Raw genomic sequence first — 21,751 nt, 5'->3', positions numbered from 1 at the left:
CCGACTGCCCCTCTAGGGGCAGTCGGCACTCACGGGGTCAGGAGGCCAGCCAGTCCAGGGCGACGGCCGCGGTCCAGGACTGCATGGCCGAGCCGAGGGCCTCGCCGGTCATCGGGTCGAAGTACTCCGCGAAGCCGACGTGGCGCAGGGACTCGAGCGAGGCCTCACGCAGGGCGGCGGCGCGGGCGGTGTCGCCCCCGTCGCGCAGGCCCTTCCAGTACAGCCAGTTGACGATCGGCCAGACCGGGCCGCGCCAGTAGTTGCGCGGGTCGAAGCACTCCTCGCAGGGGCTGGTGCTCGGCAGCATCGCCCAGCGCAGGTCCGGGTGGCCGGCGAAGTCCTCGGAGTCGAACAGCGCCCGGGCCCGGGCGCGCCGCGCGGTCGGGGCACCGGCGTCGAGCAGCGGGGACATGCCGGCGAAGGTCGCGACCTCGATCGGCGCCTCCGTCCCGAGGTCGACGTCGTAGGCCATCCCGCTCGCGGGGTCGGTCGCCGCCGCCACGCCGGCGCGGGCCCGGTCGATCCAGCCCTGGATCCTGGCGCGCTGGGTCTGGGTGGCCCCCACGACGTCCGCGATCTCCAGCAGCGCCCGGTTCGCCATGAGCAGCACCGAGGTGAAGAAGACGTCCTTGACCAGGAACGGGTAGCGCTCGTGGATCACGGCGTCGTCGTAGCGGTACCGCTTGAGCAGTTCGAGCAGCCAGAGGAAGCGGTCGTAGTGCGCGTCGGTCGGCCGCTGCCCGGCGTCGGCGACGTGCTGGACGTCCCGGCGGGTGTAGGCCGGGACCTCGCCGACCTCGAGCCGGCCCAGCACGCCGTCCCAGCGCGGGGAGTTGTCGATGCCCTCCCACGGGTGGTAGGTCGTGACCAGGCCCGACGCCGACGGGTCGCGGTTCTCGGCCAGGTACCGGTGCCAGGCGAGCAGCGTCGGGAACAGCGCCCGCAGCCGGTTCCGGACGTCCTCCTCGGCCTCGGTCCCGAGCGCGACCTCCCAGATCCGGGCCACCGCGATCGCGTGCACCGGCGGCTGGCAGATGCCGCTGGTCTCGGCGACGCCCACCGGCGCCTCCGGCGACACCTCGACGGCCCAGCGCGCGGGGTCCGGGAAGTACGACTCCGGCCCGGCGAGCGGGTTGAAGACGATCTGCGGCACCATCCCGTTGCGCCACTGCGCCTCGAACAGCCGCTCCTGCTCGGTCATCGCCCGGCGCACGTCGACCTGGGCCCAGCCGATCGACACGAACGCGCTGTCCCAGCTCCACTGGTGCGGGTAGAGCAGCGGAGCCGCCTTGGTCCACCCGCCCATGTCGTTCGTCCGCAGCACCTCGGCGGCGTGGGCACCGAGCCCGACCTCGGTGAGGGCGGTGCCGTAGGCGGCGTGGACCGCCGCGCTCGACATCCCGGAAGCGGGGGGAGCGGTGGCGGGAGCGGTCGGATGATTGCCGGTGTCGGACTCCGTGCTCACGGGATGTGCTTCCTTCCGGCGTATTCGCACGCCTGATCGGTATCAGCGGTACTTAACTTCAGAGTAACAACGGGTATCGGACCGCTCAATACCTCGCCGCTCGCTTCATCGGGGTCGCCGCAGAGGCGTTACGCCGTCCGGGTCACCGGTCCGGGTGGTCAACGAGCAGGACGGCGTCACGATGCGTGGACCAGCGGCGGGGATCGGTCCACGCCGGAAGGGACGCTCGTTTCCCCCGTATTCGGATCACGATTCGGGCGCGTTACGCCCGCTCCCGCACAATCCGGTGTGGACACCGGGCGGAAAGGCGCTCAGCCGCTGCTCACGTCGGCGCCGGCGCGGTCGTCCCGTCGAGGGCGCGCTCGCTCGCCGGGTCGAACCAGCGCACCCGCTCGGGGGGGCACGCGCAGCCACAGCCGGGTGTCGTCGCCGGCCGGGAAATCGGTCGGCGTGAGAAGCTTCACGCTCTCCTCCCCCACCGTCACGGACACGAGCAGCTGCGACCCGAGCGGCTCGACGAGCCGGACGCGGGCGGGCAGCGCCCCGGGGACCTCGGTCGTGGAGGCCTCGATGTTCTCGGCCCGGATCCCGGCCCACACCTCGTCGCCGACGTGGCCGGCGATCTCCTCGGGCACGGCGAAGGGCTCGCCGGCCGCGGTCCCCCCGCCCTCCGCGCGGCGCACCGGGAGCAGGTTCATGGGCGGGGTCCCGAGGAAGCCGCCGACGAAGCGGGTCGCCGGCCGGTCGTAGACCTCCATCGGCGTGCCGCACTGCACGATCTCGCCGGCACGCATCACCGCGACCCGGTCGCCCAGCGAGAGCGCCTCGACCTGGTCGTGGGTGACGTAGACGATCGTGGTGTTCAGCTCCTTGGCCAGCGCCTTGAGGTCGGAGCGGAAGCTCAGCCGGAGCAGGGCGTCGAGGTTCGACAGCGGCTCGTCCATCAGCAGCACGCTCGGCCGGACGGCGACGGCCCGCGCCACGGCGACCCGCTGACGCTGCCCGCCGGACAGGGCGGACGGGTAGCGGTCGAGGACGTCGTCGAGCCGGACGAGGCCCGCGGCGTACTCCACGGCCTCGGCGATCTCCTGTGCCGGCGCCGTGCGCATGGCGAGCCCGAAGCCGATGTTCTCGGCCACGGTGAGGTGCGGGAACACGGCGTAGCCCTGGAAGACCATGGCGATGTCGCGGCGCCGCGGCGGCAGCGCGGTGACGTCCCGGTCGCCCAGGTGGACGGTGCCGGCGTCGGCCTGCTCGAGGCCGGCGATCGTGCGGAGCAGGGTCGTCTTGCCGCAGCCGGACGGGCCGAGGAGCACGAAGAACTCGCCGTCCCGGACGGTCACGGAGACGTCGTCGACGGCGGGGGCGGCATGCCGCGTGTACCGCTTCGTGATCCCGGTGAGCCGGATGTCGGACAACGGATGCTCCTCTACCGCAGCGTCGGGTCGCCGCCGACACCGAGCAGCCGGCGCCGGATCAGCACGATGAACAGGAAGGCCGGGGCCAGCAGGAACAGCGCGCCGGCGTAGCGGAAGGGCAGCGGCGCCTGGGTCAGGCCGGTGAGCACGAAGACCGGCAGTGTGGGCTGCTGGAGGGTGAGGATGGAGGCGGCGAAGACCTCGTTGTAGCTGAGCAGCACGGCGAAGGTCGCGGCCGCGGCCAGCCCGGGCGCGGCGTTGGGCACCACGGCCCGCCGGAAGGCGCCGAACCGGCTGCAGCCGAAGACCTGGGCGGCCTCCTCCAGGTCCACGGGCACCCCGGCGAACACCGCGCTCACCATCAGCACCACGAAGGGCAGCGCCAGCGCCGTGTGCATCAGCGCGACGCCCCAGACGCTGTCGTAGATCCCCCACTGCAGGAAGAACACGGCCAGCGGGATGGACAGGACGACCACCGGAAAGGCGCGGGTGGACAGCACGGCCAGCCGGTAGGCGTCCGCCCCGGGGAAGACGAACCGGGCCAGCGCGTAGCCGGCGGGGGCGGCGAGGAGCAGGGTGACCACGCCGGTGAGCACCGCGACGATCACGCTGGACAGCAGCGCCTGCGGCACGCCCGCCGAGGTCACGAAGAACCGCATCGACTCCAGTGACCAGTCCGGCCAGGCGGCGAGCGGGTAGCCGTAGACGGCGTCGGCCGTGTTGAACGCCCCGACGACCACGAACCAGATCGGCACGAGGATCCAGCCCGCGAGCAGGACCGCCCCGCCGTAGCCGACGACGCGCCGCGCCGTCACTCGCCGCGCTCCTTCCGGGTGGGTAGCGCGACCAGGACGATCCCGACGGCCACCAGCGAGACGAGCAGGATGACCAGGCCGTACGCCGAGGCGAGGTGCGCGTCCTGGTACTCGGTGTAGGCGCGGTTGGCCTGGGTGGCGAGGACGTCCGTGCCCGTGCCGCCCAGCGCGATCACGGTGGCGAACACCTCGAACGCCAGCACCGTCCGCACGATGAGTGCCGTCCGGATGGTCGGGCGCATCATCGGCAGCACCACGTGCCGCATGCGCTGCCAGGGCCCGGCGTGGAAGACGTCGGCGGCCTCCAGGTAGTCCCGCGGGATGGCGCGCAGCCCGCCGACCAGGATGATCACGATCAGCGAGGTGGAGCGCCACGCCTCGGCGACCACGATCGTGCCGATCACCCGCCACGGCTCGCGGTAGTCCAGCCAGATCACGGGCCGGTCGATCAGCCCGACGGACTGCAGCACGGTGTTGAGCCAGCCCTGCTCGACGAAGATCGAGTACCAGAGGATGCCGGCCCCGAGCTCGCTGACGCCGAGCGGCAGCAGGAACACGTAGAGCCAGAAGCCCGAGGCCCGCAGCCGCGAGGTGATCACCATCGACATCGCCATGGCCAGCGCGAACTGCAGCGGCAGCAGCACCACGAGCAGGATCACGGTGGTCCACACGGCGGGCCAGAAGCGGTCGTCGCCGAGCATCGCCCGGATCGACCCGAGCCCCCCTCCCCCGTCGTGCTGGTGAACGCGAGCCCGAACGCCTGGATCATCGGGGACGCGAAGAAGATCAGCAGGTAGGCGACGCTCGGGGCGAGCAGCAGGTACGGCAGCCGGCGCTGCAGCCCGCCGCGGCGGTCCGCCGCCAGGACCGGTGCCTCGGTCACCGCCTCAGCCAACGCGACACACCCCCTCGCCGACCGGGTCGGGCGCCCAGCACGCGGCCTTCGCGGTGTCGAGCACGCCCTGCAGCGCGGCGGCCTGGGTGGCGAGCGCGCCCCGGACGTCGCCGCCGTCGAGCCCGATCGAGCGGAACGCGTCCGTGAACACCTTGTCGTAGGTCCCGCTCTGCCCGCCGAGCCCGACCGCGAGCGAGGACGCCACCGCCCCGGGGGTGCCGACCATCCGCTGCAGGGTCTCCGCCTCCTGTCCGACGCCCGGCGGCAGCCCGCCCGGGATCGTCGCCAGGTCCTGCGGCGGGAACCACGCCACGGTCCGCAGCGTGGTGGAGACCCGCGCGGGATCGGTGAGGTGCCGGAGAGCAGCGGTTCCTGCATGAAGCCGTAGGTCACGGACTGCGGGTTCGCGGTGCCCCAGACCGCGCGAGCCACTCCCACATGGCGACGGCCTCGGCGCTCGCGAAGGTGGTGTTCACCCCGCCGGTGAAGCTCGGGTAGGCGTAGCCCTGCAGGAACCGCTTGAGCAGACCGTTCTCGCCGGCGGGCAGCCCGAACCGCGGCGAACCGGTGGCCTGCTGGATCGCGCGCGTCCAGTCCAGCAGCTGGCTGTAGGTGAGCACCTGCAGGTCGGCGCCGGCGGGCAGGAACTCCAGCGCCTCGCGGCGAGCGGCCATGATGTAGCTCGCCGAGATCCACGGCACGAACGCGTACCGGCCGTCGATGCGGGCGAGGTCGAGGTACTGGCGGGTGAAGCCGCGGTCGCCGAACTGCTCGACCACGTCCGTCATGTCCCGGAGCAGGCCCTCCTTCGCCAGCGTGGCGAACTCGCCGTGCAGGGCTCCGAGCAGGCCGATGCTCGAGGAGCCGGCGCGGGCGTCGGCCCGGACCCGGTCGAACATCGTGGTGGCCGAGCTGTCGCTGACGAACTGCACCTCCCGCGGGAACCCGGCGAGGATCTGCCGCCGGACGGCCTCGGCCTCCTCGGTGGTCGCCAGCTGTGTCGAGTAGAAGACCAGCCCGTCCGAACCCTGCGAGCCGGGGGCGCCGGTGGTGTCCAGGGCGCACCCACCGAGCAGGCCGGCCGCCGCGGCACCGAGCCCGAATCGCAGCACCTCGCGCCGCGACACCCGCATGCCGGCCTCCCCCTCGTCAGCGGGGGAACACTATCCAGACAGGACCGATCACGCAGAGCGAGCCGCACTACGGAGCCATGACGCGTCGACACGGCCGCCGAGAACGCGTGAGGGAACCATAATGCGTACGAAAGCGGGTCGAGAGCGCTTCATGGTTCCCTGACGCGATCAGACGGCCGTGGCCAGCGACAGCGCGAAGCGGCGGTCGGCGTCGGCCCACCACCGCCCGAGATCGAAACCGGCCTCGGCCAGCATCTCCCGCACGCCGGCGGGCCGGAACTTGGCCGAGATCTCGGTGCGCATCTCCTCGCCCTCGGCGAAGTCGACGTCGAGGTCCAGCTCCTCCACCCGCACCCGCATGTCCTTCTCCGCGCGCAGCCGCATCTCGATCCACTCGTTCCCGGCGTCCCAGGCCGCGACGTGCGCGAACGCCTCGGGGACGAAGTCCGCGCGCAGCTCGCGGTTGAGCACGTGCAGGACGTTGCGGTTGAACTCCGCCGTGACGCCCGCGGAGTCGTCGTAGGCGGCGAGCAGGGTGGGCTCGTCGATCACGAGGCCGGTGCCGAGCAGCAGCTGCTCGCCCGGGTCGAGCACCGAGCGGACGTGCGCGAGGAAGGCCGTGCGCTCCGCGGGCCGCAGGTTGCCGATCGTGCCGCCGAGGAAGGCGATCATGCGACGCCCGCCGGTCGGCAGCGCGGTGAGGTCCTTCGTGAAGTCGCCGACCACGCCGTGCAGCACCAGGTCGGGGTACTCGACGGCCAGCGCGTCGAGCGCCCCGCGCAGCGCGGCCTCGCTGACGTCCTGCGGGACGTACCGGCGCAGGGTGCCGGCCGCGCGGAACGCGTCGAGCAGCAGCCGGGTCTTGGCCGACGAGCCCGACCCGAGCTCGACGACCGTGTCCGCCCCGGAGGCCTCGGCGATCGCCGCGACCGACTCCTCGAGCAGGGCACGCTCGGTGCGCGTCGGGTAGTACTCGGGGAGCTCGGTGATCTCCTCGAAGAGCGCGCTGCCGCGGGCGTCGTAGAAGTACTTGGGCGGGAGCTCCTTGGGGTCGGCGGTGAGCCCGGCGCGGGCGTCGGCCCGGAGCGCGGCCTCGGCGTCGGCCGCGGTGAGATGGACGTCCAGCTCGGTCAGGCGGTTCGGCCGGGTCATGATCGTGCTCCTCGCGGTGCGTCCGGGCGGGCCCGGTCGAGCAGGGGCCTGCTCAGGGGTGGGGGGCGCGGGTCCCGCGGTCCGGGATCCCGGTGTCGGTGGGGAGGTCGGTGCTCGAGGGCCCGATCGGCCGCCGGTCCAGCCGGCCCGGCGCCGCGACGACGAGGTGCCGGTCCGGCACCGGCTCCCAGCCCGGATCGGTGTCGATCGGCTCCGACGCCACGGTGGCGGCCCGGTCCGTGACCCGCACCGACAGCGCGTGGTCCCAGGCGGTGCCCCAGATCGTGGCGCCGTCGGTGAGCAGGAGGTTGAGCCGGGAGGCCGGCGCGGCGGCCTCGACGGCGAGGACGGTGCCGGACAGCACGCGCGCCGGATCCTCCCCGGCCCGCAGCCGGTGCCGGACCAGCGCCCACAGCAGCGCCGCGTCCGTGGGTGCGTCGAGGGTCAGCAGGTCGACGACGGGCAGCCCGGCGGCCAGGTCCGCGACCGCGCCGGGCCAGCCGCGCACCACGCCGTTGTGGCTGAACAGCCAGCGGCCGTCGGCGAACGGGGCGGCCGCGGTGCTGGTGACCGGCATCCCGGTGGTCGCCGAGCGGACCGCCGCGAGCACCGCGGAGCTGCGGGTGGCCGCGGCCAGCGAGGCGAACGCGCCGTCCGACCAGATCGGCTGGTCGGAGCGGTACCGGGCCGGCTCGGGCAGGTGGCCGTTGCCGGCCGGGTCGGCCGGCGGGTACCAACCCGCGCCGAAGCCGTCCGCGTTGACCGTGCCCCCGCCGCGCATGTCGGCGGGGGCATAGGACTGGTGCAGCAGCCCGTGCGGCGGCTCCAGCAGCAGCGCGGACAGCGTCGTCGGCGGGCCCAGGTGGGCCAGGTGGCGGCACACCGGTCAGGGCAGACCGGCGGTGTCGGCCCTGTCGGCCGTGTCGGCCGTGTCGGCCGTGTCGGCCGTGTCGGCCGTGTCGGCCGTGTCGGCGGGGGTGGCGTCCCGCGCGCAGCGGAAGCCGGAGAAGATCTGCCGGCGGATCGGGTGGTCCCAGTTCCGGAAGGTCGCCCGGAGCGCCGACGGGTCCGTGCCGAACGAGCCGCCGCGCAGGACCTTGTAGTCGCCGCCGAAGAAGACCTCGGAGTACTCGCGGTACGGGAACGCCTCGAACCCCGGGTACGGGTGCCACCCCGAGTCGCACCACTCCCAGACGTCGCCGATCAGCTGCTCGACGCCCAGCGGCGACGCGCCCTCCGGCCAGGCGCCGACCGGGGCGGGCCGCAGGTGTCGCTGCCCGAGGTTGGCGTGCCGCTCGGTAGGGGCCTCGTCGCCCCACGGGTAGCGCCGGCTGCGCCCCGTCGCGGGGTCGAAACGGGCGGCCTTCTCCCATTCCGCCTCGGTGGGCAGCCGCTTACCTGCCCACCGGGCGTACGCCGCGGCCTCGTGGAAGCAGACGTGCACCACCGGCTCGTCCGCCGGCACGCGCTCGACCACGCCGAAGCGCCGCCGCCACCACTCCCCCGCGGAGTCCCGCTCCCAGAACTGCGGCGCGACCAGGCCCTCGGCGGTGCGGTGCCGCCAGCCCTCCACGCTCCACCACCGCGGGTCGGTGTACCCGCCGGCCTCGACGAACTCGAGGTACTCGCCGTTGGTCACCGGGTGGGTGTCGATCCAGAAGGCCGGCAGCGACACGGCGTGCGCCGGGCGCTCGTTGTCCAGCGCCCACGGCTCGGTGGACGTGCCCTGGGTGAAGGCGCCCGCGGGCACCAGCACCTCGCGCGCGGTGAGCCGGCGCCCCGCCGGGGGCTCGGTCGCCTGCAGCACCGGCGCCCCGGCCCGCAGCTGGTGGGTGGCCAGCATGGTCTCGTCGTGCTGCTGCTCGTGCTGCACGATCATGCCGAAGGCGAAGCCCTCGTGCTCCAGCCGGCGGCCGCGCAGCGGGCTGCGCTCCAGCGCGTCGAGCGCCTTCTCCCGCACCTCGGCGACGTACTGCCGGGCCTCGGCGGGCGTGAGCAGGGGCAGCTCGATGCGGCTGGCCCGGCTGTGCTGGAACGCGTCGTACAGCCCGTCGATCTCGGGGCGCAGCGGATCCCGGCCCCCGACGTCCCGCACGAGCCAGAGCTCCTCCTGGCTGCCGATGTGCGCGAGGTCCCAGACCAGCGGGGACATCAGCGGCGAGTGCTGCGCGACGAGGTCGCCCTCGTCGACGGCGTCGGTGAGGCCGGTGCTGCGGGTGCGGGACCGCTCGAGCAGCGCCGCGACGTGGCTGCGGAGCTGCTCCGGGGTACAGAAGGGGTCGGTCTCGGGCGTGATCGTCACGGGAGTGCTCCCTCGGTCGGGGACGGGATGATCTCGAGGGTCTCGAGGGGGGCGCCGGCGGGCGGCTCCCCGGGCAGCGGGTCGTCCGCGGGGCAGCGACCGGCGGCGACGCGGCGTTCGGTGACCTCCACCAGCCGGGCCAGCAGGCCCGGCGGCGGGTCGAGCGCGGGCAGCTCCTCGCAGGCCAGCGCGAACACCTCGACGGCGGCCGCGGCGAGGACGCGGTCCTCGAGGCCGTGCCGCGCCGCGGAGGTCCACCGCAGGCGGGCGGGGGCGCAGATCTCACGGACCCGGTCGACGACGGCGGGCCGGGCGGTGAGCGCGGCGAGCACGGCCACCGGGAGCGCCCAGTCCGCGCCCTGCTGCCCGTCGACGTACCGGACCTCGAGGAACCCGCGCGGGCGGACCGGCGGGAACAGCGTGGAGATGTGGTACTCGAGGTCGGCGACGGTCGGCCGCCGGCCGTTCAGCCGGCCCTCGACCCAGTCGGCGAAGGTCACGCCCTCCGGCGTGGTCCACTCGCCCGCGCCGCGCACGCACAGCAGCGGCGTGTCCACGACGCGTTCGGCCCAGGCGCGGGCCGGGTCGCCGTCGACGGACGGGGGCGGCGCGGTGCGGGCGGGGTCGAGCGCCAGCCAGGCGGCCAGCCGGCTGGACTTCCAGCCGGTGCGCCGCCCGTGCAGCAGCGGCGAGTTCGCGAACGCGGCCACCAGGACCGGCCCGAGGTCGTGCAGTGCCGCCCAGCGGGCGGGGAGCTCGGTGCGCTCCCCGGCGTCGAGCGCGACCTGCACCGCGGACGTGGAGCACATGCCGCTGCGACCGTGCGGCCCGAACCGGTCGAAGGCGCGCTCCATGGCGCGGTAGCGCGGGAGCTGCAGGAGCCGCCGCGCGGGCCGCACGGGGTCGCCGGCGCGGGGTTCGGGCGTGAGGCCGCGGGCGGCGAGCCGGCCGTGGAGGGCTGCGGTGTCGCCGTCGACGGCGGCGACGAGGGCGCCGAGCCCGGCAATCGGGGGGCTGGCGAGCTCGACCTGGCCGCCGGGTTCGATCGTGACGACCGAGCCGTGCGGCAGCGGGGCGGCGGGGGAACCGGGGACGAGCGGGGCGGGGGCGTGCGGGCCGAGCGCGCCGAGCAGGTCGGCGAGATCGACGGGGTGGGCGGGCCGGGCGGGGCGCAGGAGCCACTCGAGCTCCACGCCCAGGTAGTGCGGGGGGCCGTGCTTGAAGCAGACCGAGGCGACGTAGGCCTCCGCCTCCACCCGGCTGCGCAGCTCGGCGCCGGCGGCGGGCAGTTCCGACACCTGGCCCACCACGCCCGAGGCCCCGGAGGGCGGTCCGCCCTCCGGCCCCGGGACGGCGGGCACGATCCCCGCGTCTGGAAGCACGGATCGAACGCTACCCGCGGGGTCCGACACTTTCAGGTTTTGCGCGCAACGTTTACCGGGCCCGCGCGGGTCCTGCGCCACAAGACGTACGTACGGGATACTGGGCCGGTGCCCCGTGTGAGTACCGACCAGCTCGCCGCCCGGCGCCAGCACATCCTCGACGGCGCCCGGCGGTGCTTCGCCGCGCACGGGTACGAGGGGGCGACGGTCCGGCGGCTCGAGCAGAGCACCGGGCTCTCCCGCGGCGCGATCTTCCACTACTTCCGCGACAAGGACGCCCTCTTCCTCGCCCTCGCGGAGCAGGACGCCCGCCGGATGGCCGACGTCGTCGCCGAGCAGGGCCTGGTCCAGGTCATGCGGGACCTGCTGGAGACCGCCCGCGACGAGGGGACGGACGGGGTCGTCGAGACGGACGGCGCGAGCGACCGCAGCTGGCTCGGCACCCGGCTTGAGGTGTCCCGCCGGCTGCGCACCGACCCGGACTTCCGGGAGCGGTGGCAGGCGCACTCCGCCGAGCTCACCGCCGCCACCCGGGAGCGGCTCGAGCGGCAGGCCGCGGCTGGGGCCCTGCGCGACGACGTCCCGGTCCCCGTGCTGGCCCAGTACCTGGAGCTGGTCCTGGAGGGGCTGGTCTCGCACCTGGCCATGGGCCTGCCGGCCGACGCGCTCGACGGCGTCCTCGACCTCGTCGAGCAGAGCGTGCGCACCCTCCGCCGCTGAGCCTGCGGACTCGACGACGGCAGGCCCGCCGGCCCCGGAGGGGGTGTGGGGCCGGCGGGCAGGTCGGGAGCGGACGGGTCGGACGGGTCCCCCTCAGGCGGGCTCGACCTCGACGCGGGTGTCGGAGAAGGTCGGGGCGTTGCCGAGGTCGGCGAACTCCGTCGGGTTGACGGCGTTGACGGTGGCCAGCCCCTTGGCCTGCGACCGCCACTGCCCCATGGACGCCAGGACGACGCCGCGGGCCACCTCGTCGGACACCTTGACCTTGACGAGGAACTCGCCGCGCTCGTTGAAGACGCGGATCAGCGAGCCTTCGACGATCCCGCGGGTCTCCGCGTCGGCGGGGTGCACGATCGCCGACGGCTCACCCTGCACCCGCTGCTGGGCGCCGAGGTTCCCGTAGGACGAGTTGAGGAACGCGTGCGCCTTGGGCGAGACCAGGTGCAGCGGGTAGTCGCTGTGGGCGGGCGGGATGTAGTGCGGCAACGGGTCCACCTCGCCGCCGGGCTGGGCCTCGTTGCTGCCCTGCCGGAACAGCGGGAGCACGAAGTTCCCGCCCGCCGCCGCGGCGGACGCGAACTCCTGCTTGCCCGACGGCGTCGGGAAGCCGCCGATGTCGTGCGGGGCGTAGTGGTCGGCGTCGGGCAGGGTCAGCCGCGCCCACCCCGTCTTCGCCAGCGACGTCGGGGTGATCCCCTGCAGCGCGGGCGCGCCCCAGTCGTACGCCTGCTCGATCAGCTCCTCGTCGGTCATCCCGAAGCACTCGTCGTCGAACCCCATCGCGGCGGCCAGCCGCCGGAACAGCTCCGTGTTGGGGACTGCCTCACCCACGGGCGCGATGGAGGGCCGGTTGAGCCCGATGTAGAAGTGCCCCCACGAGAACATGACGTCGAGCTGCTCGAGCTGCGTGGTGGCCGGCAGCACGATGTCCGCGTACTGGGCGGTGTCGGTGAGGAACTGCTCGCTGACCACGGTGAACAGGTCCTCGCGGGACAGCCCGGCGACCATCTTCCCCTGGTCCGGGCACACGATCATCGGGTTGGCGTTGTAGACCATCAGCGCATGGATCCCGGGGTCGAGCCCCAGCTCCCCGGTCAGCGCCTTGCCGAGCAGGTACTGGTTGACCACGCGGGTGCCCTCGGGCCGCAGCTGCGGCTGCGAGAGCGCGTCCCAGTTGACCGGGAACGCCCACAGCGGCAGGGCCAGCAGGCCGCCGCCGGGCTTGCGCCAGGCACCCACCAGGCCGGGCAGGCAGGAGATCGCCCGCACGGTCTGCCCGCCGCCGGAGTGCCGCTCGATCGCGACGCCGATCCGGATCATCGACGGCTGGCCCGCCGCGTACTCGCGGGCGAGCGTCCGGATGTCCTCGGCCGGGATTCCGGTCTCCGCGGAGGCCCACTCCGGCGTGCAGTCGCGGACCCGTTCCTCGAGCTCCTCGACCCCGACGGTGTGCTCGGCGACGTACTCGGCGTCCGTCAGGCCCTCGGCGAGGATGACGTGGATCAGGGCGAGGGCCAGCGCGCCGTCCGTGCCCGGGCGGATCGGGATGTGCCAGTCGGCGCGCTTGGCCGTGCGGTGCTTCACCGGGTCGATGACCACGACCTTGGCGCCCCGCTTCTGCGCCTCGGCCACGAACGGCCACAGGTGCAGGTTGGTCGAGACCATGTTGCAGGCCCAGATCACGATGTACCGCGAGTGGACCAGGCTCTCGGGGTCGACGCCGGCCGTCGGGCCGAGGCTCATGACGTACGCCGTCGACGCACCGGAGTCGCAGAAGGTACGCTCGGCGACGGTCGCGCCCAGCTTGTTGAAGAAGGGGTCGCCGACGTTGAGCCCGTTGAGCGTGCCCTGGGTGCCCAGGTAGCTCACGGGCATGATCGCCTCGGCGCCGTGCTCGGCGATCACCGACCGGAACCGGGAGGTGATCTCCGAGATCGCCTCGTCCCACGAGATCGGCTCGAACCGGCCGGAGCCCTTCGGGCCGCTGCGCCGAAGCGGCGTGGTGACCCGGTCGGGGCTGTAGACCCGGTCGACGTAGTTGTTGACCTTCACGCACAGCCCGCCCCGGGTGAACGGGTGGTCGGGGTCGCCCCGCACCCCGGTCGCCCGCCCGTCCTCGACCGAGACGAGCATCGAGCAGCCGTCGGGGCAGTCGTGCGGGCAGATGGCACGGTGGGTGCCCGTCTCCCCGACGGCGAGGAGGGGCAGGTCGGCGAGAGTCATCGCGGTCGCTCCGGATCGTGGTGGGGTGATCCATCCTGGGTCGCCGCGGCCCGGCCCGGCTTGGCACCGAGCGACCGGAGGTGGGCAGCGAGTGACCGCCGCGCCCGGGCGCCCGGGCGCGACCGCGTTTGACGTGCCCGCAACACACTGCGAACCTGCGTCTGGTTCCCTCCGGAACGGGCCGGCGGGAAGGCCGCCGTCCGCAGGAGGTGACCGTGGTCCTCGCACCAGGATCCGCGCCCGGCGGCACGGACAGACGCGCCACCCGCCGGTTCGACGAGTGGCGGGACACCATCCGGCACGACTTCGTCGCCCTCGACATCGCCGCCGACCGCCGGGTCGGCACGTTCGCCGGCACGGTGCGCAGCGCCACCGTCGCGCACCTGCAGGTCTCGGAGGTCTGCTCGGTCGACCAGGTCTGCCGCCGCACGCCCTCGCTGGCCGCGGCCGACGATCGGGAGTTCCTGCAGATCGGGATGGTCACCCGGGGCACGGGCGTGCTGGAGCAGGACGACCGCCGGGCCGCGCTCGCCGCCGGTGACTTCGCGATCTACGAGACCGGCCGGCCGTTCCGCTGGCGGCTGGGCGGGGACTGGTGCCTCGAGGTCTTCACCTGGCCCCGGGCGTCCGTCGGGCTCGACGCCGGGGAGTCGGCCGGGGCCACCGCGCTGCGGATGGACGGCCGCGAGGGCCTGTCCGGGATCGTCGGCGGGATGTTGCGCGGGCTGCTCGCCGCCCCGCCGCGGCTCACCGCCGCGGGCGCCGCCCGGGTGGCCGACGAGACCGGCGACCTGGTCACCACGCTGGCCGTGGAGCACCTGGCCGGGCCGCTCGCCGTCGACCGGCCGCAGCAGGCGCTGCTGCGGGAGATGCTCACCTACGTCGACGCCCACCTCGCCGACCCGGGGCTGGGCCCGGCCGCCGTGGCGCGGGCGCACTTCGTGTCGGTGCGCCAGCTGCACCGGCTCTTCGCCACCACCGGCGAGACGGTGAACCGGCGGATCCGGCGGCTGCGGCTCGAGCACTGCCGCCGCGAGCTGGCCGACCGGCGGCGGGCGGGCGACCCGGTCACGGACGTCGCGCGGCGCTGGGGCTTCCCCGACCTGGCCACCTTCAGCCGCGCCTTTCGGGGCGCCTACGGCGTCTCCCCCACCACCTACCGGGCGCGCCACCTCGGCGGCTGAGTCCCCGAGGTCAGAGCGCCGCCAGGATCCGGTCGAGCTGCGCGAGGTCCTCGGCCGGCAGGGCGCGCAGGGCCTGGGGCGGGTCCCCCAGGATCGCCCGGGCGGTGGCGGCGGTCCGCAGCCCGTCCGGCGTCACGCTGACGATCTTGCACCGCCGGTCGTCCGGGTGGTGCTCGCGGCGGACCAGGCCGCGTCTCTGCAGCTCGTCGACCACCACCGTGGCGTAGGGCCGGTCGACCGAGAGCCGGTCGGCGAGATCGGAGAGCGTCCCGGGCTCGCGCGCCACCTCGAGCAGCGCCTTGACCCGGACGAAGCTCAACCCGACGGCCTCGCAGGCCTCGCGCCGCCGGTCGTGCTGGTCCACGACCAGCGCCCGCATCCGGCCCCAGGCACGCACGGCCGGATCGGCCGGGTCGAGCTCCCGCGGCGCCCTCACGCCACACCCGCCCTGGTCGGTGCGTCCGCGGTGGCGAACAGCTCGGCCGTGCGCGTCGCGCTCCGCCGCGCCCACGCCGTCGTCGTGACGAGGCCCAGCACGAGGACGACGACGCCGCACGCGATCTGCACCGCCCAGCCGACGTGCGTGGCCTCGGCGAGCCCGGTCGGCAGCGGCCCGACGACGGACGCAGTGACCGCCGACCCGATCACCGCGACGCCGAGCGCGGTGCCGACCTGCCGGCTCGTCGACGCCACCGCGGAGGCGACCCCGGCCTGCGCGGCCGGCATGCCGGACACGGCGGTGTTGGTGATCGGCGGGTTGACCATGCCGAACGCGATCCCGAACAGCACGTACGCCGTGATCGGCACCCACAGCGGCGAGTCCGTGCGCAGCCACAGCAGCACCACGCCGGAGAGCACGATCCCGACCCCGCCGACGACGAGCGGGATCCGCGCGCCGCGCGTGGCGACGAGCCGTCCCGCGACGGTCGGCAGGGCCGCGGCCATCGCGGCCATGGGCAGGGTGAGCAGCCCGGCGTGCAGCGGCGAGTACCCGCGGGCGGTCTGCAGGTACAGCGCGTTGACGAAGAGGAAGCCGGCGAGGCTGGCGAAGACGCACACCGCGATCACCGTGGCACCGGCGAACGGGACGCTGCGGAAGAAGCGCGGGTCGAGCAGCGGCTCACGCCGGCTCCGCTCCCACGGCAGCAGCGCGACCAGCGCGGCGAGGGCCACGGCCGCGCAGGCGAGGACCCCCGGCGAGGTCCAGCCCTGCGCCGGGCCCTCGATGATGGCGAACGTGGCGCCGCCGAGCAGCAGCGCCATCACCAGCTGCCCCACCGGGTCGAGCCGCCGCGGGCGCGCCGCGCGGGACTCCGGCACGAACCGCGTGGCCAGGACGACGGCCGCGGCGACCACCGGCACGTTGACCCAGAACACCGAGCGCCAGCCGACGGCGTCGACCAGCGCGCCGCCGATCACCGGACCGAGCGCCATGCTGAGCCCGACGACACTGCCCCACACCCCGATCGCGCGGGCGCGCTCGCGCGGGTCGGTGAAGACGTTGACGATGATCGACATGGCGACCGGGTTGAGCATCGCGCCGCCCAGCGCCTGCACCACCCGGAAGCCGACGAGCGCGCCGGCCGACGGCGCCAGGCTGCACAGCAGCGAGCCGAGGCCGAACAGCACCAGACCGATCCGGAAGACCCGCTTGCGCCCCACCCGGTCCGCCGTCGACCCGGCCAGCATGAGCAGGCTCGCGAGGGTGAGTGTGTAGGCGTCGATCGTCCACTGCAGGGAGGTGACCGACGCCGACAGGTCGGCCTGGATCGCCGGCAGCGCCAGGTTGACGATGGTCGCGTCCATGCTGACCACGAACAAGCTGGAACAGCAGATCACCAGCACCAGCAGGCGGTGTCTGCGGTCGAGCTCGGGCACGGCCCCTCCGGGGCGGTTGCGACGACACAATCGTTAGCACGGTACAACCGATCGGGCCGCGGCGTCAGCGCATGAGAGGCAGATCGCCCTGGTCGTGGGTGTGGTCGCAGCCCGGGACCAGGCAGCGCGTGTCCGTGGGACTGTCGGGGTCGGCGAACTGGGTGCGGTGCAGCGTGGCGTAGCGCCCCTCGGCCGCCAGCAGCTCGGCGTGCGTGCCCTGCTCGGTCACCCGGCCCGCCTCCACGACCGCGATCCGGTCCGCGGCCCGGACGGTGGACAGCCGGTGTGCGATGACGATCGCGGTGCGCCCCACCAGCGCCTCGGCCAGCGCCTCCTGCACCGCGGCCTCGGACTCCGAGTCGAGGTGGGCCGTGGCCTCGTCGAGCACCACGACCGGAGGGCGGGCGAGCAGCAGGCGCGCGATCGTGAGCCGCTGCCGCTCGCCGCCGGAGAGCCGGTAGCCGCGCTCCCCCACGACCGTCTCCAGCCCGTCCGGCAGCTGGTCGAGCAGCTCGCCGAGCCGGGCGCGGCGCAGGGCCTCGCCGAGCTCGTGGTCGGTGGCCTCGGGGCGGGCGTAGCGCAGGTTGGCCGCGATGGTGTCGTGGAAGAGGTGGCCGTCCTGCGTCACGACGCCGACGGCGCCGCGCAGGGCCTCGAACGTCAGGTCCCGCACGTCGACCCCACCGAGTTCGACGGCCCCGGAGTCCACGTCGTAGAGCCGCGGGAGGAGCGAGGCGATGGTCGACTTCCCGGCCCCGGACGGCCCGACCAGCGCCAGCAGCGAGCCCGCCGGCACCTCCAGGTCGACGCCGTGCAGCACCTCCCCCGGCGCCCGCCGGTCCAGCACGGCGACGTCCTCGAGCGAGGCCAGCGACACCTGCTCGGCCGTCGGGTAGGAGAAGTGCACGTCGCGGAACCGCACCGACACCGGGCCGGGCGGCAACCCGCGGGCACCGGGCCGTTCGGTGATCATCGGCTGCAGGTCGAGGACCTCGAAGACCCGCTCGAAGGCGACGAGCGCGGTCATGACGTCCACCCGGGCGTTGGCCAGCGCGGTCATCGGCGTGTAGAGGCGCGTGAGCAGCAGGGCCAGGGTGACGACGGTGCCCGGCTCGATCTGCCCGGTGACGGCCAGCCATCCGCCGAGGCCGTAGACCAGCGCCTGGGCCAGCGCGGAGACCAGCGACAGGGACGCGACGAAGACCCGGGAGACCATCGCCGTCCGGACCCCGATGTCGCGGACCCGCTCGGCGCGCTCGCCGAACTCCCGCGCCTCCTCCCGCGGCCGCCCGAACAGCTTGACGAGCGTGGCGCCGGCCGCCGAGAACCGCTCGGTCATCTGCGTGCTCATCGAGGCGTTGAGGTCCGCCGAGTCCCGCCGCAGGTCGGCGATCCGCCGGCCCATCCGCCGCGCGGGCAGCACGAAGATCGGCAGCAGGAGCAGCGCGAGCACCGTGACCTGCCACGCCAGCCCGATCATCACGGCGAGCGCGAGGGTCAGCTGGATGACGTTGGACAGGACGCTCGCCAGCGTGGTCGTGATCGCCGACTGCGCGCCGATGACGTCGTTGTTGAGCCGGCTGACCAGGGCGCCGGTGCGGGTGCGCATGAAGAACGCGATCGGCATGCGCTGGACGTGCGTGAACACGGCCGTGCGCAGGTCGACGATCAGGCCCTCGCCGATGCGGGCGGAGAACCACCGGGCACCGAGGCCGATCAGCGCCTCGCCCACCGCCAGTGCGGCGATGGACAGGGCGAGCGTGACCACCTGACGGCCGGCGCCCGCGCCACCCGCCACGATGGCGTTGACCACCCGGCCGGCGAGGATCGGCGTGACGACGCCGATCACCGCCGTGCACGTCGTGAGCAGCAGGAACGACAGCAGCCACCGCTGGTACGGCCGGGCGAAGCGCCAGATCCGTGGGACGGTCCCCGCGGCGACGGAGCGCGGGGCGTCGGCCGCCCGCGTCATTCCGCGCATGATCGTGATCGGCCTGTCCACACACCTCACCCGAACCGCATCATGGGGCCACGACGCGCCGCCGGAGGCCGACCCGAGAGCTTCGGGTCGACCCTAGTGCGAGGGTCGGGGCGGCGCGCGTCACGCGCGGGGTCAGGAGGGTGTGGACACGTCGACCCGCCGCCGTGCGCAGGCGACGGAGGCGGGTGCGTGCCGACGTGGACGGGCCCGGGACGACTCCCGGCGCCCCTACTTCTTCTTGGTGCGGGTCGCGCCGCCGCGGCCGCGGAGCGTCACCCCGGTCTCGCTGAGCACGCGGTGTACGAAGCCGTAGGACCGTCCGGTCTGCTCGGCCAGAGCGCGGATGCTGGCGCCCTTCTCGTACTTCTTCTTCAGATCGGTGGCGAGTTTGTCCCGCTGGGTGCCCGTGATCCGGGCGCCCTTCTTCAGGTCGGCCACGACACTTGACCTCCTCTGCCCCACCGCGGAACCACGTCCCGCGGACCGGAGCCGCCGATCGGCTCGTCGGTGCGAGCCATGATGATCCTTCTGTGGGGATGTGGCCAGCGCAACATCCCGCATGATCGGTGAACGGTTCGCCCGTTCGGATCACGCGGACGGGTGATCGCCGTGGGCCTTCCCGCAACCGGGACGTCATCTCCGCGTCACGGCCGGATGGCCTACGCCAGCTGGACGAGTTCCAGGTAGTCCGCCGACCAGTGGTCCTCGGTACCGTCCGGAAGCACGATCACCTTGTCGGGTTCGAGTGCCTCGACGGCACCCTGGTCGTGGGTGACCAGGACGACGGCCCCCTCGAAGCGGCGCAGTGCGTCGAGCACCTGCTCCCGGCTGGCCGGGTCGAGGTTGTTCGTGGGCTCGTCGAGCAGCAGGACGTTCGCCGCGCTGGAGACCAGCCCGGCCATCGCGAGCCGCGTGCGCTCCCCGCCGGAGAGCGTGCCCGCCGGCTGCTCCAGCTGCTCGCCGGAGAACATGAACGTGCCGAGCACCGTGCGGAGCTGTTGCTCCGGCGCGTCGGGCGAGGCGTGCCGGATGTTGTCCCAGACGCTGGCGTCCATGTCGAGCGTGTCGTGCTCCTGCGCGAAGTAGCCGGTGCGCAGCCCGTGGCCCGGCACGACCCCGCCGGAGTCCGACTTCTCGGTCCCGGCCAGCAGGCGCAGCAGGGTGGTCTTGCCGGCGCCGTTGAGCCCCAGCACCACGACCTTCGTGCCGCGGTCGACGGCCAGGTCGACGCCGGTGAACACCTCCAGCGACCCGTAGGCCTTGGACAGGTTCTCGGCGGTGAGCGGGGTGCGCCCGCACGGGGCCGGCGTGGGGAACCGGATCTTGGCCACCCGGTCCGCCTGCCGCTCGGGCTCGAGCCCGGCCAGCAGCTCGTCCGCCCGGCGCGCCATGTTCTTGGCCGCGACGGCCTTGGTGGCCTTCGCGCCCATCTTCGCGGCCTGGGCGTGCAGCGCCGAGGCCTTCTTCTCGGCGTTGGCCCGCTCGCGGCGGCGGCGCTTCTCGTCCGTGGCGCGCGCCTCGAGGTAGCGCTTCCAGTTCATGTTGTACTGGTCGACCTCGCCGCGGGTGGCGTCGAGGAACCACACCTTGTTCACCACGGCGGCCAGCAGGTCGGTGTCGTGGCTGATCACCACGAGCCCGCCCTCGTGCTGCTGCAGGAACCCGCGCAGCCAGGTGATCGAGTCGGCGTCGAGGTGGTTGGTCGGCTCGTCGAGCAGCAGCGTGGTGGCGCTCTGCGAGCCGCCGTCCGAGGCGGCGAACAGGATCCGGGCCAGCTCGACGCGCCGGCGCTGCCCGCCGGACAGCGTGGCGATCTGCTGGTTCAGCACCCGCTCGGGCAGGCCGAGGTTGGTGCAGATCCGGGCGGCTTCGCTCTCGGCCGCGTACCCGCCGAGCGAGGCGAACCGCTCCTCCAGCCGCCCGTACTCGCGGACCGCATTCTCGTTCTCCGGGCCGTCGACCAGCTCGGCCATCGCGGTCTGGACCTTCTCGAGCTTGCGCAGCAGCTCGTCGAGGCCGCGCGCGGAGAGCACCCGGTCCTTCGCGGTGACGGAGAGGTCGCCCTCGCGCGGGTCCTGCGGGAGGTAGCCGACGGGCGAGTTGCTGGAGACGACGCCGCCGTAGGGCTCGCCCTCCCCCGCCAGCACGCGCATGGAGGTGGTCTTGCCGGCGCCGTTGCGGCCGACGAGGCCGATCCGGTCGCCGGGCTGGACGCGCAGGGTCGCGCCGGACAGCAGGATGCGGGAGCCGGCGCGCAGCTCGAGGTCGGTGGCGGTGATCATGAGGAGGACTCCGGGGACGGGGTCGGACGAGGAGGGCGGCCTGCGGGCAGAGCTGTCCCGCGGCGCGGCGCCTACTCGATCAGGATCACGGCTCCAGGCTACCGGCCCGCGCACCCCGATTTCCCCCGTAGGGTCACCGCCATGACCGAAGTCACCGCCGACGGCACGGGGGACCTCGCCGGTCGCGCCGCGCTCGTCACGGGCGCCAGCCGCGGGATCGGGCTCGCCGTCGCCGCCGAGCTGCTGTCCCGCGGCGCGTCCGTCGCGATCACCGGCCGCAAGCCCCCCGACCTCGAGGCCGCGGCCACCGAGCTCGGCGCGCCGGGGCGCGTGCTGACGATCGCCGGCAACGCGGGCGACGCCGCCCACCGCGCGGAGGCGGTCACCCGGACCGTCGCGGAGTTCGGCAACCTCGCGATCCTGGTGAACAACGCGGGCATCAACCCGCAGTACGGGCCGCTGGTCGACGCCGATCTCGGCGCCGTCTCGAAGATCTTCGACGTCAACGTCGTCGCCCCGCTCGGGTTCGTGCAGCTCGCGTACCGGGCGTGGATGCGGGAGCACGGCGGCGCGATCGTCAACGTCGCGTCGATGGCGGGGATCCGGGCGACCGGCGTCATCGGCGCCTACGGGGCGTCGAAGGGCGCGTTGATCCGGCTCACCGAGGAGCTGGCGGGCCAGCTCGGCCCGGGCATCCGCGTCAACGCCGTGGCCCCCGCCGTCGTCAAGACGCGGTTCGCGGCCGCGCTGTACGAGCGGGACGAGGAGGGTGTGGCCAACCGCTACCCGATGAAGCGGCTCGGCACCCCGGAGGACGTCGCCGCGGCCGTCGGGTTCCTGGTGTCCGACGCGTCGGGCTGGATCACCGGCGAGACCGTCCGGCTCGACGGCGGCGCCCTGGCCGCCGGGGGGAACGGCTGA

20 protein-coding genes are annotated in these 21,751 nt (G+C 74.0%); 3 read left to right on the top strand and 17 right to left on the bottom strand.

Translation table 11 applies throughout. From position 1 onward, the window contains the following. Nucleotides 1-37: 37 nt before the first annotated feature. The 11 genes from AB0B41_RS19935 to egtA all read right to left on the bottom strand — a co-directional run bounded on the left by AB0B41_RS19935 (nt 38) and on the right by egtA (nt 10,562). Nucleotides 38-1,465, bottom strand: a complete 1,428-nt coding sequence (locus tag AB0B41_RS19935; protein ID WP_358205255.1) for a glycogen debranching protein — start codon at nt 1,463-1,465, stop codon at nt 38-40. A 311-nt stretch (nt 1,466-1,776) separates the two neighbouring features. Further along, nucleotides 1,777-2,883: an ABC transporter ATP-binding protein gene (locus AB0B41_RS19930; RefSeq protein WP_358205253.1), complete on the bottom strand. Its 1,107-nt coding sequence runs from the start codon at nt 2,881-2,883 to the stop codon at nt 1,777-1,779. A gap of 11 nt (nt 2,884-2,894) precedes the next feature. After that, complete coding sequence (locus tag AB0B41_RS19925) at nt 2,895-3,698, bottom strand: carbohydrate ABC transporter permease (RefSeq protein ID WP_358205251.1); 804 nt, start codon at nt 3,696-3,698, stop codon at nt 2,895-2,897. Beyond that, nucleotides 3,695-4,399 carry a sugar ABC transporter permease gene (locus tag AB0B41_RS19920; RefSeq protein ID WP_358205249.1) on the bottom strand — a complete coding sequence of 235 codons (705 nt, stop codon included), beginning with the start codon at nt 4,397-4,399 and terminating at the stop codon, nt 3,695-3,697. Before AB0B41_RS19920 ends, AB0B41_RS19925 begins: the two co-directional genes overlap by 4 nt. Further along, on the bottom strand, nt 4,354-4,581 hold the full coding sequence (locus AB0B41_RS19915; protein WP_358205246.1) for a hypothetical protein: 228 nt from the start codon (nt 4,579-4,581) through the stop codon (nt 4,354-4,356). Before AB0B41_RS19915 ends, AB0B41_RS19920 begins: the two co-directional genes overlap by 46 nt. Before the next feature lie 4 nt (nt 4,582-4,585). Next, on the bottom strand, nt 4,586-4,906 hold the full coding sequence (locus AB0B41_RS19910) for a hypothetical protein (RefSeq protein ID WP_358205244.1): 321 nt from the start codon (nt 4,904-4,906) through the stop codon (nt 4,586-4,588). Nucleotides 4,907-4,982: 76 nt separating this feature from the next. Further along, nucleotides 4,983-5,726, bottom strand: a complete 744-nt coding sequence (locus tag AB0B41_RS19905; protein WP_358205241.1) for an extracellular solute-binding protein — start codon at nt 5,724-5,726, stop codon at nt 4,983-4,985. 168 nt (nt 5,727-5,894) lie between these two features. Further along, a complete protein-coding gene (gene egtD / locus AB0B41_RS19900) occupies nt 5,895-6,878 on the bottom strand; it encodes an L-histidine N(alpha)-methyltransferase (protein ID WP_358205240.1) in 984 nt (327 codons plus the stop codon). A gap of 52 nt (nt 6,879-6,930) precedes the next feature. Then, nucleotides 6,931-7,761: an ergothioneine biosynthesis protein EgtC gene (gene egtC, locus AB0B41_RS19895; protein ID WP_358205237.1), complete on the bottom strand. Its 831-nt coding sequence runs from the start codon at nt 7,759-7,761 to the stop codon at nt 6,931-6,933. A 3-nt stretch (nt 7,762-7,764) separates the two neighbouring features. Beyond that, a complete protein-coding gene (gene egtB / locus AB0B41_RS19890) occupies nt 7,765-9,180 on the bottom strand; it encodes an ergothioneine biosynthesis protein EgtB (protein ID WP_358205235.1) in 1,416 nt (471 codons plus the stop codon). Next, complete coding sequence (egtA, locus tag AB0B41_RS19885) at nt 9,177-10,562, bottom strand: ergothioneine biosynthesis glutamate--cysteine ligase EgtA (RefSeq protein ID WP_358205233.1); 1,386 nt, start codon at nt 10,560-10,562, stop codon at nt 9,177-9,179. Before egtA ends, egtB begins: the two co-directional genes overlap by 4 nt. Before the next feature lie 108 nt (nt 10,563-10,670). Between egtA and AB0B41_RS19880 the strand changes: the two genes are divergently transcribed. Continuing rightward, nucleotides 10,671-11,282, top strand: coding sequence for a helix-turn-helix domain-containing protein (locus AB0B41_RS19880; RefSeq protein ID WP_358205231.1), 612 nt, complete (start codon nt 10,671-10,673; stop codon nt 11,280-11,282). 93 nt (nt 11,283-11,375) lie between these two features. Here AB0B41_RS19880 and AB0B41_RS19875 read toward each other — a convergent pair whose 3' ends face one another. Beyond that, the gene (locus AB0B41_RS19875; protein ID WP_358205229.1) at nt 11,376-13,505 is read right to left on the bottom strand and encodes a molybdopterin oxidoreductase family protein; all 2,130 of its coding nucleotides are present in this window, start codon (nt 13,503-13,505) and stop codon (nt 11,376-11,378) included. Nucleotides 13,506-13,720: 215 nt separating this feature from the next. Here AB0B41_RS19875 and AB0B41_RS19870 point away from each other — a divergent pair, with 215 nt between their 5' ends. Further along, on the top strand, nt 13,721-14,689 hold the full coding sequence (locus AB0B41_RS19870) for a helix-turn-helix domain-containing protein (protein WP_358205227.1): 969 nt from the start codon (nt 13,721-13,723) through the stop codon (nt 14,687-14,689). Between the two features lie 10 nt (nt 14,690-14,699). Here the strand turns inward: AB0B41_RS19870 and AB0B41_RS19865 are convergent, their stop codons facing one another. The 5 genes from AB0B41_RS19865 to AB0B41_RS19845 all read right to left on the bottom strand — a co-directional run bounded on the left by AB0B41_RS19865 (nt 14,700) and on the right by AB0B41_RS19845 (nt 20,830). Next, complete coding sequence (locus AB0B41_RS19865) at nt 14,700-15,125, bottom strand: MarR family transcriptional regulator (RefSeq protein WP_358205225.1); 426 nt, start codon at nt 15,123-15,125, stop codon at nt 14,700-14,702. Continuing rightward, on the bottom strand, nt 15,122-16,567 hold the full coding sequence (locus AB0B41_RS19860; RefSeq protein WP_358205223.1) for an MFS transporter: 1,446 nt from the start codon (nt 16,565-16,567) through the stop codon (nt 15,122-15,124). Before AB0B41_RS19860 ends, AB0B41_RS19865 begins: the two co-directional genes overlap by 4 nt. Nucleotides 16,568-16,631: 64 nt before the next feature. Then, entirely contained in the window at nt 16,632-18,548 is a 1,917-nt protein-coding gene (locus AB0B41_RS19855; protein WP_358205261.1) for an ABC transporter ATP-binding protein, read from the bottom strand. Between the two features lie 228 nt (nt 18,549-18,776). Then, the gene (locus AB0B41_RS19850) at nt 18,777-18,986 is read right to left on the bottom strand and encodes a helix-turn-helix domain-containing protein (RefSeq protein WP_028932228.1); all 210 of its coding nucleotides are present in this window, start codon (nt 18,984-18,986) and stop codon (nt 18,777-18,779) included. A gap of 221 nt (nt 18,987-19,207) precedes the next feature. After that, a complete protein-coding gene (locus tag AB0B41_RS19845; RefSeq protein WP_358205220.1) occupies nt 19,208-20,830 on the bottom strand; it encodes an ABC-F family ATP-binding cassette domain-containing protein in 1,623 nt (540 codons plus the stop codon). Nucleotides 20,831-20,971: 141 nt separating this feature from the next. Here AB0B41_RS19845 and AB0B41_RS19840 point away from each other — a divergent pair, with 141 nt between their 5' ends. Further along, entirely contained in the window at nt 20,972-21,751 is a 780-nt protein-coding gene (locus tag AB0B41_RS19840; protein ID WP_358205218.1) for an SDR family oxidoreductase, read from the top strand.

Origin of the sequence: Pseudonocardia sp. NPDC049154 (assembly GCF_040648315.1) — a bacterium.
GTDB lineage: Bacteria > Actinomycetota > Actinomycetes > Mycobacteriales > Pseudonocardiaceae > Pseudonocardia.
Note: the sequence above shows the minus strand (reverse complement) of the source record. Positions and strands in the feature narration are given on the sequence as shown.

Excerpts from the sequence above, each read along its gene's own strand:
- AB0B41_RS19920 (WP_358205249.1), bottom strand. The coding sequence starts at position 4,399 with ATGCTCGGCGACGACCGCTTCTGGCCCGCCGTGTGGACCACCGTGATC.
- AB0B41_RS19905 (WP_358205241.1), bottom strand. The coding sequence starts at position 5,726 with ATGCGGGTGTCGCGGCGCGAGGTGCTGCGATTCGGGCTCGGTGCCGCG.
- egtD (WP_358205240.1), bottom strand. The coding sequence starts at position 6,878 with ATGACCCGGCCGAACCGCCTGACCGAGCTGGACGTCCATCTCACCGCG.
- AB0B41_RS19875 (WP_358205229.1), bottom strand. The coding sequence starts at position 13,505 with ATGACTCTCGCCGACCTGCCCCTCCTCGCCGTCGGGGAGACGGGCACC.
- AB0B41_RS19855 (WP_358205261.1), bottom strand. The coding sequence starts at position 18,548 with ATGCGCGGAATGACGCGGGCGGCCGACGCCCCGCGCTCCGTCGCCGCG.
- AB0B41_RS19845 (WP_358205220.1), bottom strand. The coding sequence starts at position 20,830 with ATGATCACCGCCACCGACCTCGAGCTGCGCGCCGGCTCCCGCATCCTG.
- AB0B41_RS19840 (WP_358205218.1), top strand. The coding sequence starts at position 20,972 with ATGACCGAAGTCACCGCCGACGGCACGGGGGACCTCGCCGGTCGCGCC.